Origin of the sequence: Agromyces sp. 3263 (assembly GCF_031456545.1) — a bacterium.
GTDB lineage: Bacteria > Actinomycetota > Actinomycetes > Actinomycetales > Microbacteriaceae > Agromyces.
Window position 1 is genome coordinate 2,539,129 of record NZ_JAVDUV010000001.1, and the last position, 19,146, is coordinate 2,558,274.

Genomic DNA, 19,146 nt, shown 5'->3' on the forward strand with positions numbered 1-19,146 from the left:
CGACGTACTGCACGCAGGTCACCGCATCCGCGGCGACAGGTTCGGCAGGCGCGTGCGCCTGCCCGCCTCCACTGACGTACGACCGAACCACGGGGAACGGACGCATGGCATCGAACGCGCTGGGACGCACGACACGGACGGCTGTCGCCGCCGTCGTCGCGTTCCTCACGGCGTTCGTGATGAGCATGCCGGGCACGAGCCCGGCCGCGGCGCTCGCATCTCCGACGAGCGCCGCCCACGAACGCTCGGTGCCCGTGACGCTCACGTCCGAGCAGCTGTTCGAGCTGCTCCAGCGCGGCGAGCACCAGGACGCCCCCGACGTGGGCCCGGCCCCGGGAACCGGCGTCATCTCCGACGGCGACCTCTGGGCCACCGCCGGATCCGCCGCCGCGCAGTGGCCCGGCTGGGACGTCAGCTGGGCGGGGCTGTACCTCGAGGACCTGCCCGGTGCCACGCTCGCCGTGACCTACGGCGACAGCATCGCGGTCGACCCCGACGCGGCCGGCTGGGGCTGGTCGGCGTACGGCGGCGCGATGGACCTGGCGACCGTGCTCGCCCACGAGTACGGCCACATCGCCGGCTTCGGCGACCTCGAGGGCGGCGGCGACCTGATGAGCCGCGTGCTCTCGCCCGGCGAGCAGCGCTGGAACAGCGACGACCGGATGTACCCGGCCCCGGCGCCCGAGCCCGAGCCCGAGCCCGCGCCGGCACCTGAGCCCGCCCCGGCGCCCGAGGCCGCCCCGGCTCCCGCTCCCGATGCCGCCCCGGCGCCCGCCCCGGGTGACCCGGCCGCCGAGCCGGCGGCTGCGACCGGCAGTGCCACCACGTCGGGCGACGCCGCCTCGACGGATGCCGCGTCCGCGCCGTCCACGACCGCCGAGGCGCTGCACAACGACCAGCCCGCCCAGCCCGCCGGCTCGGCCGGCCCCGGAGCGACCGGCACCGCCGGAGGCGCCGCGCCCGAGGCATCCGGCCCCCCGATGCCGGCCGTCTGGCAGCTCACGATGGACGGCACCGCCGACACCCTCGTGTTCAACGCCGACGGCACCGTGACCTTCGGCGACGAGACCCGCTCGCTCGCCGGCATCACCGAGATCCGCATCATCGGCTCCGCCGGCGACGACGTGCTCACCCTCGACCGCCGCGCGGCCGACGCGGCCATCACGGTCGTGTTCGACGGGGCCGACGGCTTCGACACGCTCGTCACGGTCGGCGCCGGATCGCTGCTCTCGCTGCCGGCCGACGGATCGTCGGGCATCCTGCACCTCGGCGCGACGACGGTCGTCTACTCGCACATCGAGCCCATCACGAACGTGGGCACGGCGACCGACGTCGTCTTCACGCTGAGCGGCAACGACGACCAGGCCGTGCTCGAGTCGATCGTCGGCGGGCTGCGACTGCGCAGCACCAACGGCTCGTTCGAGCAGACCGACTTCACCGGCCCCACCGTCTCGCTCACGATCAACGGCGGCGACGGGCACGACACCATCACCATCCTCGGCACCATCGCCCTCGCCGGCGCGAACCTCGTCATCAACGTCGAGCAGATCACCCTCACCGGCGCGATCTCGACGACGGGCGACGTCACGTTGACGGCGGCCGAGACGACCACCGAGGGACTGAACGCGGCCGACTGCACCGACTTCGACGACTTCTCGATCATCGGATGCCTCGACCACGACGCCGACGTGTCGATCGTGATCGACGGCGGATCCATCACCGGCCACGACGTCGTGCTCGACGCCGACGCGACCGTGATCCCGGATGCCACGGCCGCCACCGCCTACGCGGCGATCGTGAACTCGAGCGCGACCATCGAACTGCGCGGCGCGGCGACGATCACCGCGACCGGCGACGTGACCATGACCGCCGACTCGATCGTCGGCCCCTTCACGCTGAACAAGCAGTACGGCGACGCCGCCATCGTCTTCTCCGACGCGACCGTCACGGTCGGCGGCGCCTCGGTCGTGACCGCGGGCGGCGACGTCGCACTGACCGCGACCTCGACGGTCGACGCGGGGGCCACCCCGCAGGCCGACGCGAGCAAGGACGAGGGCAGTGCCGGCGCCGACGGCAGCTCGGCGAGCTTTGACGCCGCCGTCGCGGTCGTCAGCGTCACCGCCACGTCGAAGAGCCTCGTCACCGGGACCGCGCGCCTCGCCGTCACCGGCGGCCTCGGGATCACCGCGTCGAACCACGCGACCCTCACCGGCGTCGGCGACGCCAAGGAGGCCACCGCCGGAGCCGGCGTCGCCATCGTGCACCTCGACCAGACGACCGAGGCCGGCATCACCTCGACGAGCGCCACCCCGACCACGGCCGCCTCGCTCGCGATCCTCGCCGAGCAGGAGGCATCCGTCACGGCCACCTCGAAGGCCGGCAAGGGCGGCGCGACCCAGAACAACCAGTCGGCGAACTCGCCCGGCCGCGGCAACGGGCAGTCCTCCACCTCGGACGGCAGCATCGACATCGCGGGCGCCCTCTCGGTCGCCGTGCTGAACACCGACACGAAGGCCCACATCACCGGCGCCAAGGTGACGACGACCGGCGCGCAGAGCGTGAAGGCGACCGCGAAGAACACCGTCGCCACGACCGCCGACGCCGGCACCGCCGACGGCACCACCCAGGGCAGCAACGGCTTCGGCCTCGCCATCGGCGTTGCCATCAACGTCATCGACGTCGCCACCGCCGCGTTCATCGGCGCGGGCGCGGCCCTCCAGGCTGCGAGCGTCGCCGTCGAGGCGCGGGGGCCGGCCACCGGCGACTCGAGCTTCGCCGCCACGTCGATCTCAGGCCGCAAGAACAGCGGCAGCGTCGGCATCGCCGGCTCGCTCGCGTTCAACTCCGTGACCGGCGACACCGTCGCAGAGGTGCGCGGCGCCGGCAACTCCGTGAACAACGCGAACCTCGCGCTCACCGCCCGGGGCTCGCACAAGAACGCCGCGAAGGCCACCTCGAAGCAGGACGGCGGCTCCGTCGGCGTCGGCGCCTCAGTGGCCATCAGCATCATCAACGTGGGCGTGCGGGCCGGGCTCGCCGCGGCATCCGCCATCACCGGCGTGAAGGCGCTGAACATCCTCGCGACCGGCCTCGACGACACCACCACCGAGACCCAGGGGGGCGCGGGCGGCGGTTCGACGGCCTCGCTCACGGGCGTCGCGAGCATCGCCATCTCGAACGTGCGCACCGTCGCCTCGATCCTCGCCGGCCCCGCGCTGACCACGTCGGGCGCCGTCACCGCGAAGGCCGACCAGACGGCGAAGGCCACCACGACCGCCACGGGTGCGACGACCGCGGGCAGCGGGTCGAGCCTCGCCGCCACGATCTCGTTCGCGCTCACCTCGGCCGACCACGAGGCCGACTCGTCGATCCTCCGCAACCTCACGTCGGGCGGCGCGGTGAGCATGGCCGCGGACGGCGTCTCGACCACCGCTACGAGTGCGACGGCCAGCGCCGCGGCCGCACCCGACGAGAACAGCGACTCCACCGGGAAGAACGCGAACCAGAAGTCCGACGCCAAGCTCGGCAACGCGTCGAGCCGCTCCTCGGGCGGTGGCGCGTCGAGCACCCCGGCCGCGAAGAACGAGGACGGCACGGCCGTCACCGTCGCCGCGGCCATCGCCTTCAACCTCGTCGACTCGACCACGACCGCCCGCCTCGGCGACGGCGTCGTGCTCGTGGCCACCGGCCCGGCGTCGTTCACGACTCGCAACAACACGGATGCCTCGGCCACGGCCGACGGCTCGTCCACCGGCGCCACCTCGGTCGGCGTCGGCGCCGGCCTCGCCGTGAACCGCGTCACCCTCCGCAACGAGGCGAGCACCGGGGTCGGCGCGGCGCTCACCGCGAACGGCCTCACGCTCAGCGCGACCGTGAAGCCGGTGGCATCCGACACGACCCACACCTTCCAGGCGATCGCCAAGGCCGGCGCGACCGACGGGTCGGGCACGCTGGGGATCGCCGGCGCATTCGCGCTCAACCTGGTCGACGCCACCACGCTGGGCGTCATCCACGGCAGCCAAGCCCCGGGATCGGCGCCGAGCCCCACGCCCGGCGTGGTCGTCACCGGCGGCGGGGCCGTCACGCTCATCGCCCAGTCGAAGACCGTCGACAAGGCGTCGGGCAAGGCGACCCAGTCGGGCACCGGCACCGTCGGCATCGGCGCCGCGTTCGCGCTCAACCTCGTCACCCACCGGGTGTACGCGGGCATCGACCAGGTGCTCGATCCCACCCGCGGCCCGCCGCTCACCGGCGCCGGCGCCCTCACCATCACCGCGACCGAGGACCTGACCCTCACCACGGAAGCGGAAGCCGGCGGAGCATCCGGATCGGTCACCGTCGTCCCGGCCATCGCGATCACGCTGGCCACCATCCGCACCAGCGCATCGCTGGGCGGCAGCACCACCGCACTCACGGCCTCGAGCGTCACCGCCCAGGCCACCCAGGGTGTGAAGGCCGGCACCACCGCCAAGGGCGACACCCAGGCGGGGTCCACCGCCGGCATCGGTGTCTCGCTCGCACTCGCCGTCCTCGACAGCGTCGTCGTCGACTCGGGCAGTGCTCGCAGCATCACCGCCACCGGTGCCGTCACGTTCGGCGCCACGCAGGCCGTCGAGGCCACGACGCTTGCCGAGGCATCCGCGAAGGGCGCCTCGCCGTCGGAGGGCAAGGACGGCGGCGGCAAGGACGTCAACCAGAAGGCCGACGCGAACCTGGGCAACGCGAACCAGTCGCGCAACACGAACGGCGGGCAGACTCAGTCGTCGTCGACGCCGAAGGCCGCGTCGAACGAGGACGGCGGCAACTCGCTCTCGATCGCCGGCGCCATCGCGATCAACGTGGTCGTCACCACCTCGCGCGCCTGGTTCGGCAACGGCGTGGTGATCGCGTCGGGTGGCGTGGTCACGCTGAAGTCGCTCGCGAACACGGATGTCTCGGCGAACGCCAAGGGCGACTCGGCCACCGACGGCTCGGTCGGCATCGGCGCCGGCGTCGCCGTCAACTCCGTGGGCATCGTCAACCGGGCCGTCACCGGCACCGCGACCATCACGGGCACGGGACTCGTGCTCACGGCGGGGCTCGCGGGCGGCGACGCGAACGACGTCATCCGCCGCTGGACCGGCACCGAGTGGAAGATCGTCGACGAGGGCAAGGAGCTGCCCGGCCCGTCGAAGGACGACCTCGCGTACGTGAGGACCAACGGCGGCACCGGCGGGAACGACGGCATCTACAAGTTCGACGGCTCGAACTGGGCCATCGACACCGACACCACCATCGCGAGCGGTGCCGCACTGCCCGGCTCGCCCGCGAGCGGCGACTACTTCCTCCTCACCACCGCCCGCGACGGCAAGCCCGCCCAGAGCGTGTGGAAGTACAACGGCACCACGTGGGTGTGGATCACCGCCGACGTCGTCAACGAGAAGTCGGAGCTGCCGAAGGACGAGACCGCAGAGGGCGACTGGTTCCGCCTGACCGAGCAGGACGGCTCCAAGGCGCCCGGCTTCTACAAGCGGAACGGATCGCACGAGTGGATCCTGCAGGCCGGCGTCACCGTCACCGACGGCGACCACTTCCCGGGGAGCCCGAGCACCGACCAGCTGTTCCGGCTGTGGGAGCACGAGGTCACCGCGACCGCACGGGCCGGCGCGAGCAAGTCGACGAGCGTCGGCGTCGCCGGAGCCCTCGCCATCAACATCCTCGACAACACGACCGAGGCGCTCCTCCAGCCGGGAGCCTCCGCCACGCTCACGAGCGGCGCGGTCGCCATCTCGGCGCAGAGCAACGAGCGCGATGCGGCATCGGCCTCGGGCAAGGCGGAGGTCGGCTCGGCGACCGGCGTCGGGGCATCCGTCGCCCTGCAGGTCATCGACGGCAGCGACGTGCGCGCCGAGGCCCAGAACGGCTCGACCCTGACCGGCGGCTCCGCACTGACGATCGACGCGCTCGGCTTCCGCGAGATGATCACGACGGCCGAGGGCGGCACCGAGGGCGGCACCGCGGTCACCCCGGTGGTCGCGCTCGTCGTGAGCGTCGGCGACCGGGTCACCGCACGGCTCGGCACCTCGGGCACCGCCTACGTCGGCACCGGCGTCGTCACGGTGCGGGCGACGCACCTCACGCACATCGTCACCGAGGGCAACGCGGATGCCGCGGGCAAGAGCACCGCGGTCGGCGCCGACCTCTCGATCAACGCCGTCGTCGACTGGGCCACGCTCGCCGAGGTCGCACGGAACACCACCGGCAGCGCCGTGAACGCGCTGGCGATCTCGGAGATCCGGTCGGAGGCCAAGGCCGTCGCGAGCGCGAAGGGCGCCGACGAGTCCGACTCCAACGGCGACCAGAAGTCGAACGAGCAGGTCAACGGCTCGAACCCCAACACGCAGGGCACCTCGTCGAGCACCGCCGCGATGCCGTCGTCGAACGGCGGCACGAACGGCTCGAACGGCGCCACGGGCGCGAGCAGCCAGTCGTCGAGCCAGTCGGGCACCGGCAGCGGCACGACCGCCGTCGCCGCGGCCGTGGCCGTGAACTGGGTCGTCGCCACGAGCACTGCGCGCATCGCCGCGAACGTCGACGTGACCGCGACGACCGGGGCCGTCGTGGTGCGCTCGACGCTCTGGGCCAACGCGAAGGCCCTCGCGATGGGCTCGGCCATCGACCTCTCGTCGAACGGCACCCGCGTGGGTGCGGCGATCGGCCTCAACGTGCAGGACCTCACGAACCGCGCCGCGGTCGGCGCCGACGCGGGGGTCAGCGGCCACTCGGGCATCACGGTCGAGGCCACGACCCCGAGCGTCGGCGGGGTGCCGCAACGCAACGACTTCGTGGTGTGGGGCTTCGCAGCCGGCGGCGGCAAGTCGACCTCGTTCGCGGGCAGCGCCGCCGTCCAGATCCTCCTGCTCACCACCGAGGCGCTCGTCGGCCAGGGCGCCGACCTCGACGCGCCGGCCGGCGGCATCACGGTGGGCGCGGCCCAGCTTATGGGCCTGCAGAACCTCGCCATCGCCGGGGCGCTCTCGACCGGCAACGACGCCGCGATCGGCGCGGCCTTCTCGGTCAACTACCTCGAGGTCACGACGAAGGCCGCGATCGACTCGGCGACCGGAGCCGGCAACGTCACGACGGCCGACGCCTCGGGCGCGATCGCCGTCACCGCCACCTCGACGCTGCTCTCGCTCGTGCCCGAGGTGCCGGCGCCGCTCGACGGCAAGATCGACTGGCTGAAGCTCACCTCGGTCGCGATCGCCGGCGGCGCCAGCTCGGGCGGCGCGGCGGTCTCGGGCGCCTTCATCATCGAGATCTTCGACTTCGACACGCAGGCGTGGATCGGCACCGGCGCCCAGGTCAACCAGGCCGGCGTCGTCGGGGGCGCGGGCCAGACCGTCACCGTACGGGCCGAGGACAGCCTCACCGTCGACGACGTCGGCGGCACGCTCTCGCTCAGCCAGAGCTCCGCGAGCGTCGGCATCACCGTGATCGTCGTCGTCGCGAACTCCAACGTGCTGGCCTTCATCGGAGACTCGGCCGACGTGCGCACCGGCGGCTCCGTCACCGTCGACGCCGGCGCGACCGAGGACTGGTTCCTGCTGGCGATCGCGGGCGGCGTCAGCCTGAACTCCGTCGCCGTCACCGGCGCGGTCATCGTCTTCGTCGTCAACCAGGGCGGATCGAGCCCGAAGGTGCGCGCGCACATCGGCGCCGCGACCGACGTGCACGCACTCGGCGCGGTCACCATCACTGCCAGCCGCGACGCCGACGCCGACGTGGCCGCTGGAAACCTCGCGATCGGCGGCGGCTCGGCGGGCGTGGGGGCATCCGCAGTCGTCGTCGTTCGCGGGTCCGTCGTCGAGGCGCAGGTCGCCGCGGGCGCGGACATCCAGGCGGGTGGCGCCGGCCTCACCATCGCGGCGACGCAGTCGAGCGACCTCCTCCTCATCGCGGTGGGCGGCTCGGGCGGCGGCACCGCGGGGGTCGCGGGCTCGGTCGTCGTGAACACGACGACGGATGTCACGAGGGCGAGCCTGCTCGGCAGCGCCAGCCAGCCGACGACGAACGTCGCGGTGCTCGCGACCGACGACACGACGACCCTCTCGCTCGCGGGCCAGCTCACCTACGGCGGCACCGCCGGCGTCGGCGCGGGCGTCGACGTGGAGGTCCTCCACAAGACCACCGAGGCGTGGATCGGCAGGGGCTCGGTCGTGCGGGCGAGCGGCAACCTCACGGTCGACGCGCGCTCCACCGAGGGCATCGACTCGCTCTCGGTCGGTGGCGGCTTCGGCGGCACCGCCGCGGTCAACGTGAACGCCGGCGTCTCGGTCATCACGGTCGACACCACGGCCTACGTGCAGGACGGCACCTCGGCCGCGGACCGCGCCGACCTGCAGGTGTCGGGCAGCGTGCGCGTGTCGGCCGACGACCGCCTGCGCCTCAACGTCATCGCCGGCAACATCTCGGGCGGCGGCACGGCGGCGGTCGGTGCGGCGGTCGGTGTTCCCGTCGTCACGAAGCACACCCGGGCCTACCTCGGCGCGTTCTCGGTCGTGGTGGGGCTCGGCAACGGCACCCCGCTCACCGTCGCGACCGGCGGCTACACGGTGACCACGCAGGACACCCGCTTCGACGCCTCCATCGCCCTCGAGGGCGGCGACGTCATCAACCTCGGCTTCGCCCACGGCTTCCAGAACGGCGACGAGGTCATCTACGACTCGGGCTACGGCGCGAACATCGCCGGCCTGAGCGACACCCCCGGCGACGAGGTCACCCCGCAGCAGGTCTACTACGTCGAGGTCATCGACGCGTTCCGGGTCAAGCTCCACAAGGTGCAGGACCTGTCGGATGCCGCGATCAACGTGTCGGGCGGCACGGGCGAGAGCCACCGGCTCATCCCGACCGACCAGGCCGGCGTGCGCCAGGACGAGTCGCTGCGGTTCAACCCGCTGAAGGGCGGCGCGGTCACCGGCGGCAGCCTGATCACCCTGCCCTACGACCACGGCTTCGCCGACGGCGACACCATCGTCTACAGCTCCGGCGGCGGCGTGCCGATCGGCGGACTCATCGACGGCGCCACCTATTATGCCGAGACCACCGGCCTCGGCCCGAACCAGCTGAAGCTGCGCAACAAGCCCGAGGACAAGGGCGGCGTGATCCTCACCGGCCTGAACGTCACCTCCACGTCGGGCCGCAGCCACAGCATCGTCAAGAGCGGCGTCACCCCCGGCGGCGACGCGGCCGCCTACGGCCCCCGGCTCATCACCGCCGGCACCGACACGTTCCGCGGGGTCGCGGTCACCGCGAACAGCAGCGACGACATCGCCGTGGTCGGCATCTCGGCCGGCGTCGCCGGCACCGCCGCCGTGAACCTGGCCGGCGCCGTGAACGTCGACGACATCCACACCTACGCCTGGATCGGCGCGAACGCCAAGATCAACTGCAACGCCGGCTGCACCGACGTCGCCGTCGGCTCCAACGCCGCCCAGTCGGTGCGGGTCGCCACGGCCAGCCAGTTCTACCACCTCGGCATCGCCGGGGCTCTCTCGATCGCCGGCACCGCGGGCGTCGCGATCCCCATCGGCGTGCGGGTCGTCAACCTCAACACCCGCGCGCACGTCGGCAACGGCGCGATCGTGCGGGCCCGGAACGACATCGCGATCATCGCCACCGCCACGGACGCCGTCGTCTCGGTCGTGGTCGGCGCGGGCGGCGGCACCGTGGGCGTCGCCGCGACGCTCGCCGTGTCGATCCTCAACACCCGCACCTTCGCGTGCACCGGTGACCCGGCCGGCGACGGGGTCGCCTGCACCACCGGCGGCGCCACGCTGAAGGCCGGCAACAACGTGCTCGTGCTGGCGGGCGACGACAGCAAGGCGATCCTGATCACCGCCGCACTCGCGGGCGGCCTCGTCGGCGTCGGCGCAGCGGTGGGCATCGCCCTCCTCGACAAGAACACCCAGGCGTTCCTCGGTGCCGGCTCCGTCGTCGACGCCCTCGCCACCGGCACCGGGCTGCCCGACGTCTACAGCGGCACGATCGTCGGCAACGGCTTCGGCCGTTACGGTGCGGGCGCACCGTTCCACGGCGTCGCCGTGCAGGCCTACTCCTCCGAGGACATCTTCGGCCTCGTGCCCGCGATCGGCGGCGGCTTCGTCGGCGTCGCCGGCGGCATCGCGGTCACCCTCCTCCACGTGATCGTGAAGGCGTTCATCGGCGGCGGCTCGCTGGTGAACCTCTCGGCCGGGGCATCCGCATCGCAGAGCGTCAACGTCTCGGCGGTCGACCGCTTCAAGTCGCTCACCATCGCGGGCGGCGCGGCCGGCGGCTTCGTCGGCGTCGCCGGCGGCATCGACATCGGCATCGCCGACACGAGCGTGCAGGCCTCGATCGGCTCGGGCGCGACCGTGAAGGCCAACGACGACGTCGAGGTCTTCGCCCTCTCGATCAAGGACGTGAGCTCGATCGCCGTGAGCATCGCCGGCGGCGCGGTGGGTCTCGCGATCTCGCTCTCGATCTGGGCCATCGGCACGCAGCAGTCGGGCACCTACCACGAGGCCGATGGCGGACCGTTCCGCGGCGAGTTCTCGGCCGCCACCGCGGGCGACGTGAACCTCTTCTACCGCAAGGGCGACGTGGTCACCTACGGCGGCAAGCGCTGGGCGGCGACGCAGGAGCACGCGACGAGCACGCCGGGCACCGACGGCCAGTGGCAGGGCGAGACGGATGCCGCGCCCACCGCCAAGGACAACACCGACGAGGCCGACGACATCGCGAAGGGCGACGGCGGCTACAAGGACGCCCTCGGCGGCACCACCAGCACCCGCACGTACGCCGCGTGGAACGCCGCGACCTCCTACGACATGGACGACGCGAACTCGTACGTGACCTTCAACGGCCACAAGTACCGCGCGAAGGTGCACGCCACGACCGTCGGCGCGAACCCCGAGGCCACGCCCAGCGAGTGGGTCATGGTCGACGGCGAGGAGAAGACGAACGACCGCGTCTCGGCCGCCATGGCCGGCGCCTCCTCGGGCATCGCCGGGGCAGCACCGACGAACGGCCTCACCGCGAGCGCCCTCGGCACCCCGCCGAGCGACGGCACCACGGCGAGCATCGACGGACTCGTGACGGCGGGCCACTCGGTGCGCGTCTGGGCGATCGACGACCTGCAGGTGCTCGGCATCGCGGGCGCCATCGGCGGCGGCTTCGTCGGCGGCGGCGGCTCGGTGCTCGTGCTCAACATCAGGAGCCGCACGGATGCCTCGATCGGCTCGACGGCGGTCATCACGGCCGGCGGCGGCGGGTCCGACGAGATCAGCGTTCGCGCGATCATGGTCGAGGACTCGCTGGCCTTCGGCCTCGCGGCCGGCGGCGGCTTCGTCGGCATCGGCGGCCAGGTCGCCGTGATCAAGGACACGGGCACCCAGCGGGCGCACATCGAGGGCGGAGCGGAGCTGCGACGGGCCGGACTCGGCATCCTCGTGGAGTCGAGCGCGAACCGCACGCTCAACGTCTACTCGATCGGCGTGGCAGTCGGCGCCGGAGCGGTCGGCTTCGCGATCGCCTACGTGAGCGTGGCCGGCGACAACCGGGCGGAGACCCTCACCGGAACGGTCGCCGTGGGCGGCGCCGGCACCGTCGGCCGCTACATCGCGAAGGTCACCGACAACGTCACGATCGACGCCCTCGCCATCTCGCTCGCGGGCGGCGCGATCGGCATCGGCGGCGTCATCACCTTCGTCGACCTCTCGGGCATCGCGGCCGCCTCGGCGGCCCCCGTCGGCACCATCGGCAGCGGTGGCGTCTCGATCACCGCCGACGGCGATCGTCACGTCACGGTGAAGACCCTCAACGTCACGATCGGGGCATTCGCGCTCGGCGCGACCGTCGCCCGGGCGAACTCGTCGCGGAACCTCGAGGCCGTGCTCCGCGGGGCCACCACGACGACCGGCGCGGTCACCGTGCGCGCCACCGCCGACAACGAGGCGGCCGTCGTCGCGCCGGGCGGCGGCGGTGGCGGCGTCAGCGTGCAGATCCAGGTCGTGTTCGCGGTGCTCTCGGGCCACACCCTCGCCGAGATCGCCGGCAACGTGCTCGGCGCCTCGGGCCTCACCGTCGAGGCCGACGCCGAGAACCGCGCCACCGCCGACACGTTCATGGGCGCCATCGCCCTCATCGGCATCAGCGGCGCGTGGGCCAGCACCGAGATCACCGGCGACGCGTGGATCCGGGCACTCGTCTCGAGCGGCACGCTCTCCTCGACCGGCACCATCCGCGTGACCGCGAAGACCCACGGCGACGGCAACCTCGCCAAGAGCATCGTCGACGCGGTCTCGGGCGGGCTCATCGACCTCAAGGCCATGATCGCCCTCGCCGACGTCGACAACGAGGTGCGCGCCAGCATGAACGGCGCCATCACGGGCGCGGGCCTCGTCGAGGTGTCGGCCGACGCGCACGGCACCGCCGAGGCACGGGTGCTCACGGCGGCCGTGGCGCTCGCGAGCCTCGCGGTCGGCATCGCCCACGCCGAGGTCACCTCGGCCGTGTCGGCGACGGGAGCCGGCTCCATGGCGGCATCCGGCGCGGATGTCTCGTTCCTCGCCACCTCGGTGAACTCGGCGACCGCGGTCTCGAACGTCATGACGATCGGCGCCTTCGCCGGCATCGCGGTCGGCGCGCCGATCGCCACGATCGCCGCACCGACCACCGCCCGCTGGGACGGCACCGTCATCGCGGCACGCAACTTCACCGTCGAGGCCAGTGGCACGAACACCGTGTACGCCAAGCTCAACGCGGTGGCGGCCGGGCTCGCGGGAGTGAACGGCGGAGAAGCCACCGCGAAGATCACCAACGCCACCGTCACCGCGGCGGTCGTCGGCGACCCGGCCGAGATGTCGGGCATCACCCAGAAGCTCACGCTCTTCGCACACTCGGTGAACCGCGCCACCGCCGTCTCGGGCGGCATCGCGGCCGGCGGCGTGAGCATCAGCACCGTCTCGCCCACGGCGATCGACCAGGCCGTCACGAAGGCCGAGCTCGACGGCGACGTGGGCACGACCCACATCGATGCCGCGGCGGGCAAGGTCGGCGACGCCGGCGCCCTCGTCATCGAGGTCAAGGCCATCGGCGACGATGCCACCAACGCGAGCGTCGACAGCTTCTCGGCCGGCATCCTCGCGGTGAATGCCTCGACGGCCGAGGCGAACACCGCACCGACCGTCTCGGCGAGGCTCGGCGGCGGTGAGGTGACCGCGACGCAGACGCTCACCGTGCTCGCACAGTCGCTCACCGACGCCGACTCCTTCGCCAACGCGACCACGGGCGGCCTCATCTCGATCACCGCCGGCTTCACTGCCAAGTCGGTCGACAAGCCGGTCGTCTCGTCCACCGTCACCGGCGGCTTCGCACAGGCAGGCGGGCTCCTCTCGCTCACGGCGCGGCACGGCGCTGCGCTCGCCACGCTCTCCGACGGCACGATCCTCGCCATCAACTGCAACGGCGCCGACACCATCTGTTTCGCCCTCCCGCACGGCATCGACACCGGCAGCACGATCACCTACAGCGCACCGGCATCCACCGACCCCGACGTCGAAGCCGGCACGATCCCGAACCCGAACGCGATCGCGGGCCTCGGCGACGGCCGCACCTACGGCGTCATCAAGGTCGACGACAACACCCTGCGCCTCGGGGTGCAGTTCAACGCGGCGGGCATCGTCTCGGTCGCCACCGCCACCCTCCACTTCCCCGGCGGGCACAACCTGCGCACGGGCGACAAGGTCGTCTACAACTGCAACGGCGGCGGCGCCCTCGGCACCCTTCCGGTCAGCGGCCTCACGTGCGGCAACGCCTACTACGTCTACGCGGTGGACGAGTTCGACCTGCGACTCTCGACGACGCCGCTCACGCAGGCGGGCAGCACCGTCGTCTCGCTCGTGAACCCCGACGTCACCGGGGGCAGCATCTTCACCGTCGGCAGCACCGCCGGCCTCGACGGACGCGCCGTCGTGTACCACGCGCCCGCGACCATCGACTTCAAGTCGAGCCTCGTGGACATCCACACCGACGGCGCGGGCAAGCTCGACCAGAGCTCGGGCGCGATCAGCCACACCGCCTCGTGGAACACGATCTACGCCCCGAGCCACGGCGCGATCGACGACTCCGAGTGGATCTACACGGTCACGGGCGGCCCGGCGATCGGCGGCCTCTTCAACGGACAGCACGTGTGGATCGTGCTCGAGAACATCAGCGGCTTCGGGGCCGGCGACCACATGATCCGCCTCGCCGACTCCGCGTGCCACGCGGGCATCGGCACCTACGACCCGACTCCCGGCGGACCGAACAACGCCGACAACAACACTCCGTGCAGCACGAACATCCAGATCATCGCCCTCGTGCCCGACACCTCCGTCGCCGGGCTGAAGGCCGACCACCGGCTGCGCCGCGTCGGCCACGAGTCGATCGGACTCGTCGAAGGGAACATGTACTTCATCGACGTGCTGAACGGGACGCAGTTCCAGCTCCTCGACGCCGCCGGCACCGTGCAGACGGGACTCGTCGACAAGCTCGGCACGCACCGCCTCGTCGACGAGGGCATCGCCACCGTCTCGGGCGGCACCGGAACCCAGCAGCTGTACCTCGACCTGCCGGGCGGCGCCCTCGTCGGCGCCCCGCACGTGCTCATCGGCGTCGGCGGCCCGGGCGCGCTCCTCGCCGACCTCAACGGCTCCGTGAACGGCGTGCCGAGCGCCACCTCGACCGGCATCGGCGGTGGCGGGTTCGATTTCAAGGACGTGTTCTCCGAGGTCGACGTGCGGCCCACGGTGACCGTCGACGTGCAGGGCGGAACGCTCCGTGGCGGCTCGGTGAAGGTCAACGGCACCTCGTACGCGAACGCCGCAGTGAGCTCGGTGGCCAAGGGCGGCGGGTTCGTCGGGTTCGGCGCCGCGAACGCCAACGCCGACGTCGTGAACACCGTGACGGTCACGGTCGCCGACGGCGCCTCGATCTTCTCCTCGAGCGACATCGAGATCACCGCCGTCGGCTTCATCACCGCGAACGGCGAGGGCGTCAACCGCACGGGCGGGCTCATCTCGGGCGCCGACACCGACATCGACCTCGAGCTCGGCTTCGACGTCCGTACCCTCGTCGCCGGCGACCTGTTCGCCAACCGCACCGTGCTCGTGGACGCGGCAGCGGGCTTCGACGCGACCGCCCACGCCTCGTCCGGCTCGGGAGGCCTCGGCACCAACGCCGACGCCAACGACGACTCAGGCCAGGGCGTGCAGATCGGCCACGACCACGCGGCATCCGTCTCGACGACCGTCGGCGGCACCGGCAGCATCCTCGGCGGTGACATCCAGCTCTCGGCCGCCGTCGGCCGCCAGTACACCGTGAACGCCGCGAACGGCGACATCCAGGGCGCGCTGCTCGAGGCGCGCGGCATCGCCCGGTCGGACGCCGACGCGTACGCCCTCGGCGCCGACTCCGACGCCGGGGCGTACGTGAAGCTCAACAGCACGGCGACGGTCAGTCTCCTGACGGGCTCGTCGGTCGAGGGCGCCGACATCTTCATCCGCGCCGCGCACGAGAACCTCAACCTGCAGGCCGACGCGAACGCGAACTGCGGCTGCGGCGGCGGCGACACCGACGCCCGCGCCGACGTGAGCGTCAGCACCACCTCCGCGGTCGTGGGCGCCGACGAGTCGGTGCTGCGCACCTCGGGCCTCCACGTCGCCGCCTACCAGTACTTCTCGAAGCTGTACGTGCACGCGCACCGCTCGGGCGGCCTGTTCGACTTCGGCAGCGCCGACGCGACGCTCTCATACGCGCCGGCACGCGACATCCTGTGGGAGTCCACCGTCTACCTGCTCGGCGAGCCGAACCCGATCCTCATCGTCGATGCGAGCGGCACCATCATCGCCAAGACCGACAACGTCACTGTGCGGGCGAGCGAGTTCGGGCCTGCCCTCGGCATCGGCGACACCATCGGCGGCGGCACGATCTGGATCGACCCGATCCTCTACGACGAGCAGCCCGAGGCGCTCTTCGAGGCCAACCACCCGGGAAGCTGCACGAGCTCGTGCAACGGCGTCATCCACGGCACCCAGGGCATGTTCTACATGCAGGAGACGTGGAACACGCTGCTCACCCGCAACTCCTCCGACAAGGCGATCTTCATCAAGGGCACGGCGGGCACGCCGAGCCAGTCGATCAACACGCTCAACTCGCACCTGACCACGACGCCCGAGGCGACCATCAACGTCTCGGTCGACAACGGGCCGCACGCGCCCCCGGCCACGCTCTGGTTCTGGAAAGTCGAGCACATCTTCCCCGCCACCGACGTGGTCATCGAGAGCCTCCGCACCACCGCGACCACCGGCTTCGACCTCACCATCGACGGCGACATCGTCAACACCATCGGCTCCCTGCGCATCACCAATGACCGCGGCTCCATCCTCCGGGGTGCGGATGCCGGCGCAGAGATCTTCTTCGCGAACCGCGTCACCCTCGATTCCGAGCTCGGCTCCATCGGCACCGTCGCCCAGCCGATCACCCTGGTGCTCTACCAGATCACCCACACCGGCGAGGTCGGCGTTCCCGCGACGCTCAAGCTCATCCACCTCGACGCCGAGGCGGGAGTCGACCTCTTCCTCGACCTGACCGTGGTCCGCCGCGACTCGCTCGTCGCGAACACCGCACCGCTCGCCCCGGTCATCGCGTCGATCAAGGCCGGCCACGACGCCGTCGTCATCCTCCGCGACAGCGCCGAGGGCATCGCCCCGGCACTCGTGGCAGACGTGAACGTGCAGATCTTCACCCCCGACAACCTGCCGGGCGGCCCGGTGCTCGAGAGCGTGCCGACCACCTGCTACTTCCGGCCCGACGGCGCCGGATGCTCGGGCGGCATCGACGCCCCCGTCATCGTGGGCGGCCAGGTCGTGCTCGTCGCGTTCGGCACCGACCTCAGCCCGCGGAAGTCCAGCTACACCTTCAGCGACATCCGCGCCGGACACAACATCGCGATCTTCCACCCGTCCACCGCGACCGAGCTGACCGTGACGGCCTCCACCGACGTCGACGCCACGTGGACCGACGACGAGACGGGTGCGACGCACGGCGTCACGAACGGCTCGGGCAAGATCGACGTGCTCACCAACGGCTCGATCGTGGTCGTCGAGCAGAGCGCCAAGGGCGACCTCCGCGTCGGCCACATCCACGCGACCGGGCTGTGCACCGGCGCCGTCGCCACGGCGTGCGGCCAGGCCGTCATCGACGCCGACGTCACCCTGCGCTCGCCCCGGATGATCCTCGACGCCGAGCTCGACGCCGGGGTCATCGACACCGACGACGACCGCACCTGCGTCGACGTCTACGACCTCGACTGCGCGGCCGGAACCCCGAACGGCGTGGACGTGACCGGGCGCAACATCACCCTGTACGCCGGCGACAATCTCCTCGGCCAGCCGGGCAGCGTCTCGGGCGTCGGCGGCATCGGCCTGCCGGGCGACTTCCTCGAGATCCAGGTGAACGCCGTGGGCGGGCCGCTCGGCGACCTCGACGCGTACGACACCGCCGCCGACGACGACAAGACCGCCGGCATCTTCATCGACCAGGTGGCCGGGGACCTGCAGGTCGGCATCGTGCACACCGAGGGCGACGACTCGCTCTCGACCGGCAACGTGTCGCTCCGCAGCCGCGCCGGCTCGATCCTCGACGCCCAGAACGACGCGGCCGCCGATGTCATCGGCCAGACGATCGACCTCGATGCCCACGACGGTTCGATCGGCACCGCGGCGAACGACCTCGAGATCGATTCCCTCGTCGACTCGCCGTTCGCGTGCACCAACGTGAACTGCGCGAACAACGCGAACGGCACCTCGGATGCGGGTCTCGCCGCTCTCGCCGACGACGTCGCGCTCGAAGCATCCGCCGGCATCTTCCTCACCGAGACCGACGGCTACCTGCGCCTGCTCTTCGCCCACGCGACCGCGGGGAACATCCGGATCACGGTGCGCGAGTCGGCCGAGTTCGACGAAGACCTCTACCTGATCCGCAACGGCAGCGCGAACTTCGCCGAGGACAACTCGACGGCGCCGGGCAACAGCCCCGACCACCTGCGCGACATCCCGAACGGCACGGTGTTCGCCGAGCAGGGGAGCGTGGAGCTGCGCGTCGGCGACGACATCACGCTGCACCAGAACTCGCAGATCCTCGCCGACCTCTCGATCGACCTCCGCGGCGACTTCGGCAACCTCGACACGAACGGGACGCTCGCCGTGCCCGACCCCGAGCACGGCACCACGATGATCCTGCGCGGCCGCATCATCGCCGACTGCGTGGTCACGCTCGGCGGCGCCTCCGGCTACCCCGTGGGCACCTGCGCACCGTCGGCCGCGAACCCGGTCGCCGGCCGCCAGACGAACGTCTGGGGCGGCAGCGACGTCGACCTCATCGACCTCGGCGACCCGAGCGGCCTCGACCTCGCGCAGACGACGAACGCGGCGCTCAACAAGGAGCAGTTGGGCGACCCCGGGTACATCTTCTTCGGCTCGAAGGCGACGATCCACGGCAACGCGACGCTCGCCTCGGGCACCGCCGACGGTGAGGACCGCATCACCGTCTGGTACCTCCAGTCGATGAACGTCGTGACGAGCCCCACCGGCCTGCAGACGGGCACGGGAGCCGGCCACACCCTGAACCTCGACGGCCAGGGCGAGAGCGACTCCTACGCCGTGTACACGAACGGCAGCCACGGCAACATCCGCAACTACGTCATCAACGTGCTCGACACCGGCGCCCCCGACGCGGGCGTCGACGAGCTCGCGATCTACGGCGCCGACAACCTCGCGGCCGCGTACAACGGGTACCTGCCGGGCACCACGACGAACGCCGCGACCGACGACATCTTCCTGCTGCGGGCACTGAAGTGCATCGACGACGAGAGCCCGTTCGCCCTGAGCGCGGGCGTGCCGAGCGGATGCCTCACTCCCACCGAGCTCGCGAACCACCCGGCCTTCGTCGCCCTCCTGGCCGGCTCCGGGGCGGCCGACGGCGGTATCGGCAGCTACCGCGACCGCATCGCCGGCAACGAGCCGAGCCCGCTCGTGCAGCGCATCAACTACGACACCGCGATCAACGGCCGCATCTCGGTCTTCG

Annotated in this window: 1 protein-coding gene (only partly in view); it reads left to right on the top strand. The window is 71.9% G+C overall.

The annotated features are described in order from the left end of the window. Positions 1 to 104: 104 nt before the first annotated feature. On the top strand, positions 105 to 19,146 hold the 5' portion of the coding sequence (locus J2X63_RS11655; protein WP_309977217.1) for a hypothetical protein. It continues 9,767 nt past the right edge of the window; the window shows 19,042 of its 28,809 coding nt (coding positions 1-19,042); it begins with the start codon at positions 105 to 107; the stop codon falls past the right edge of the window.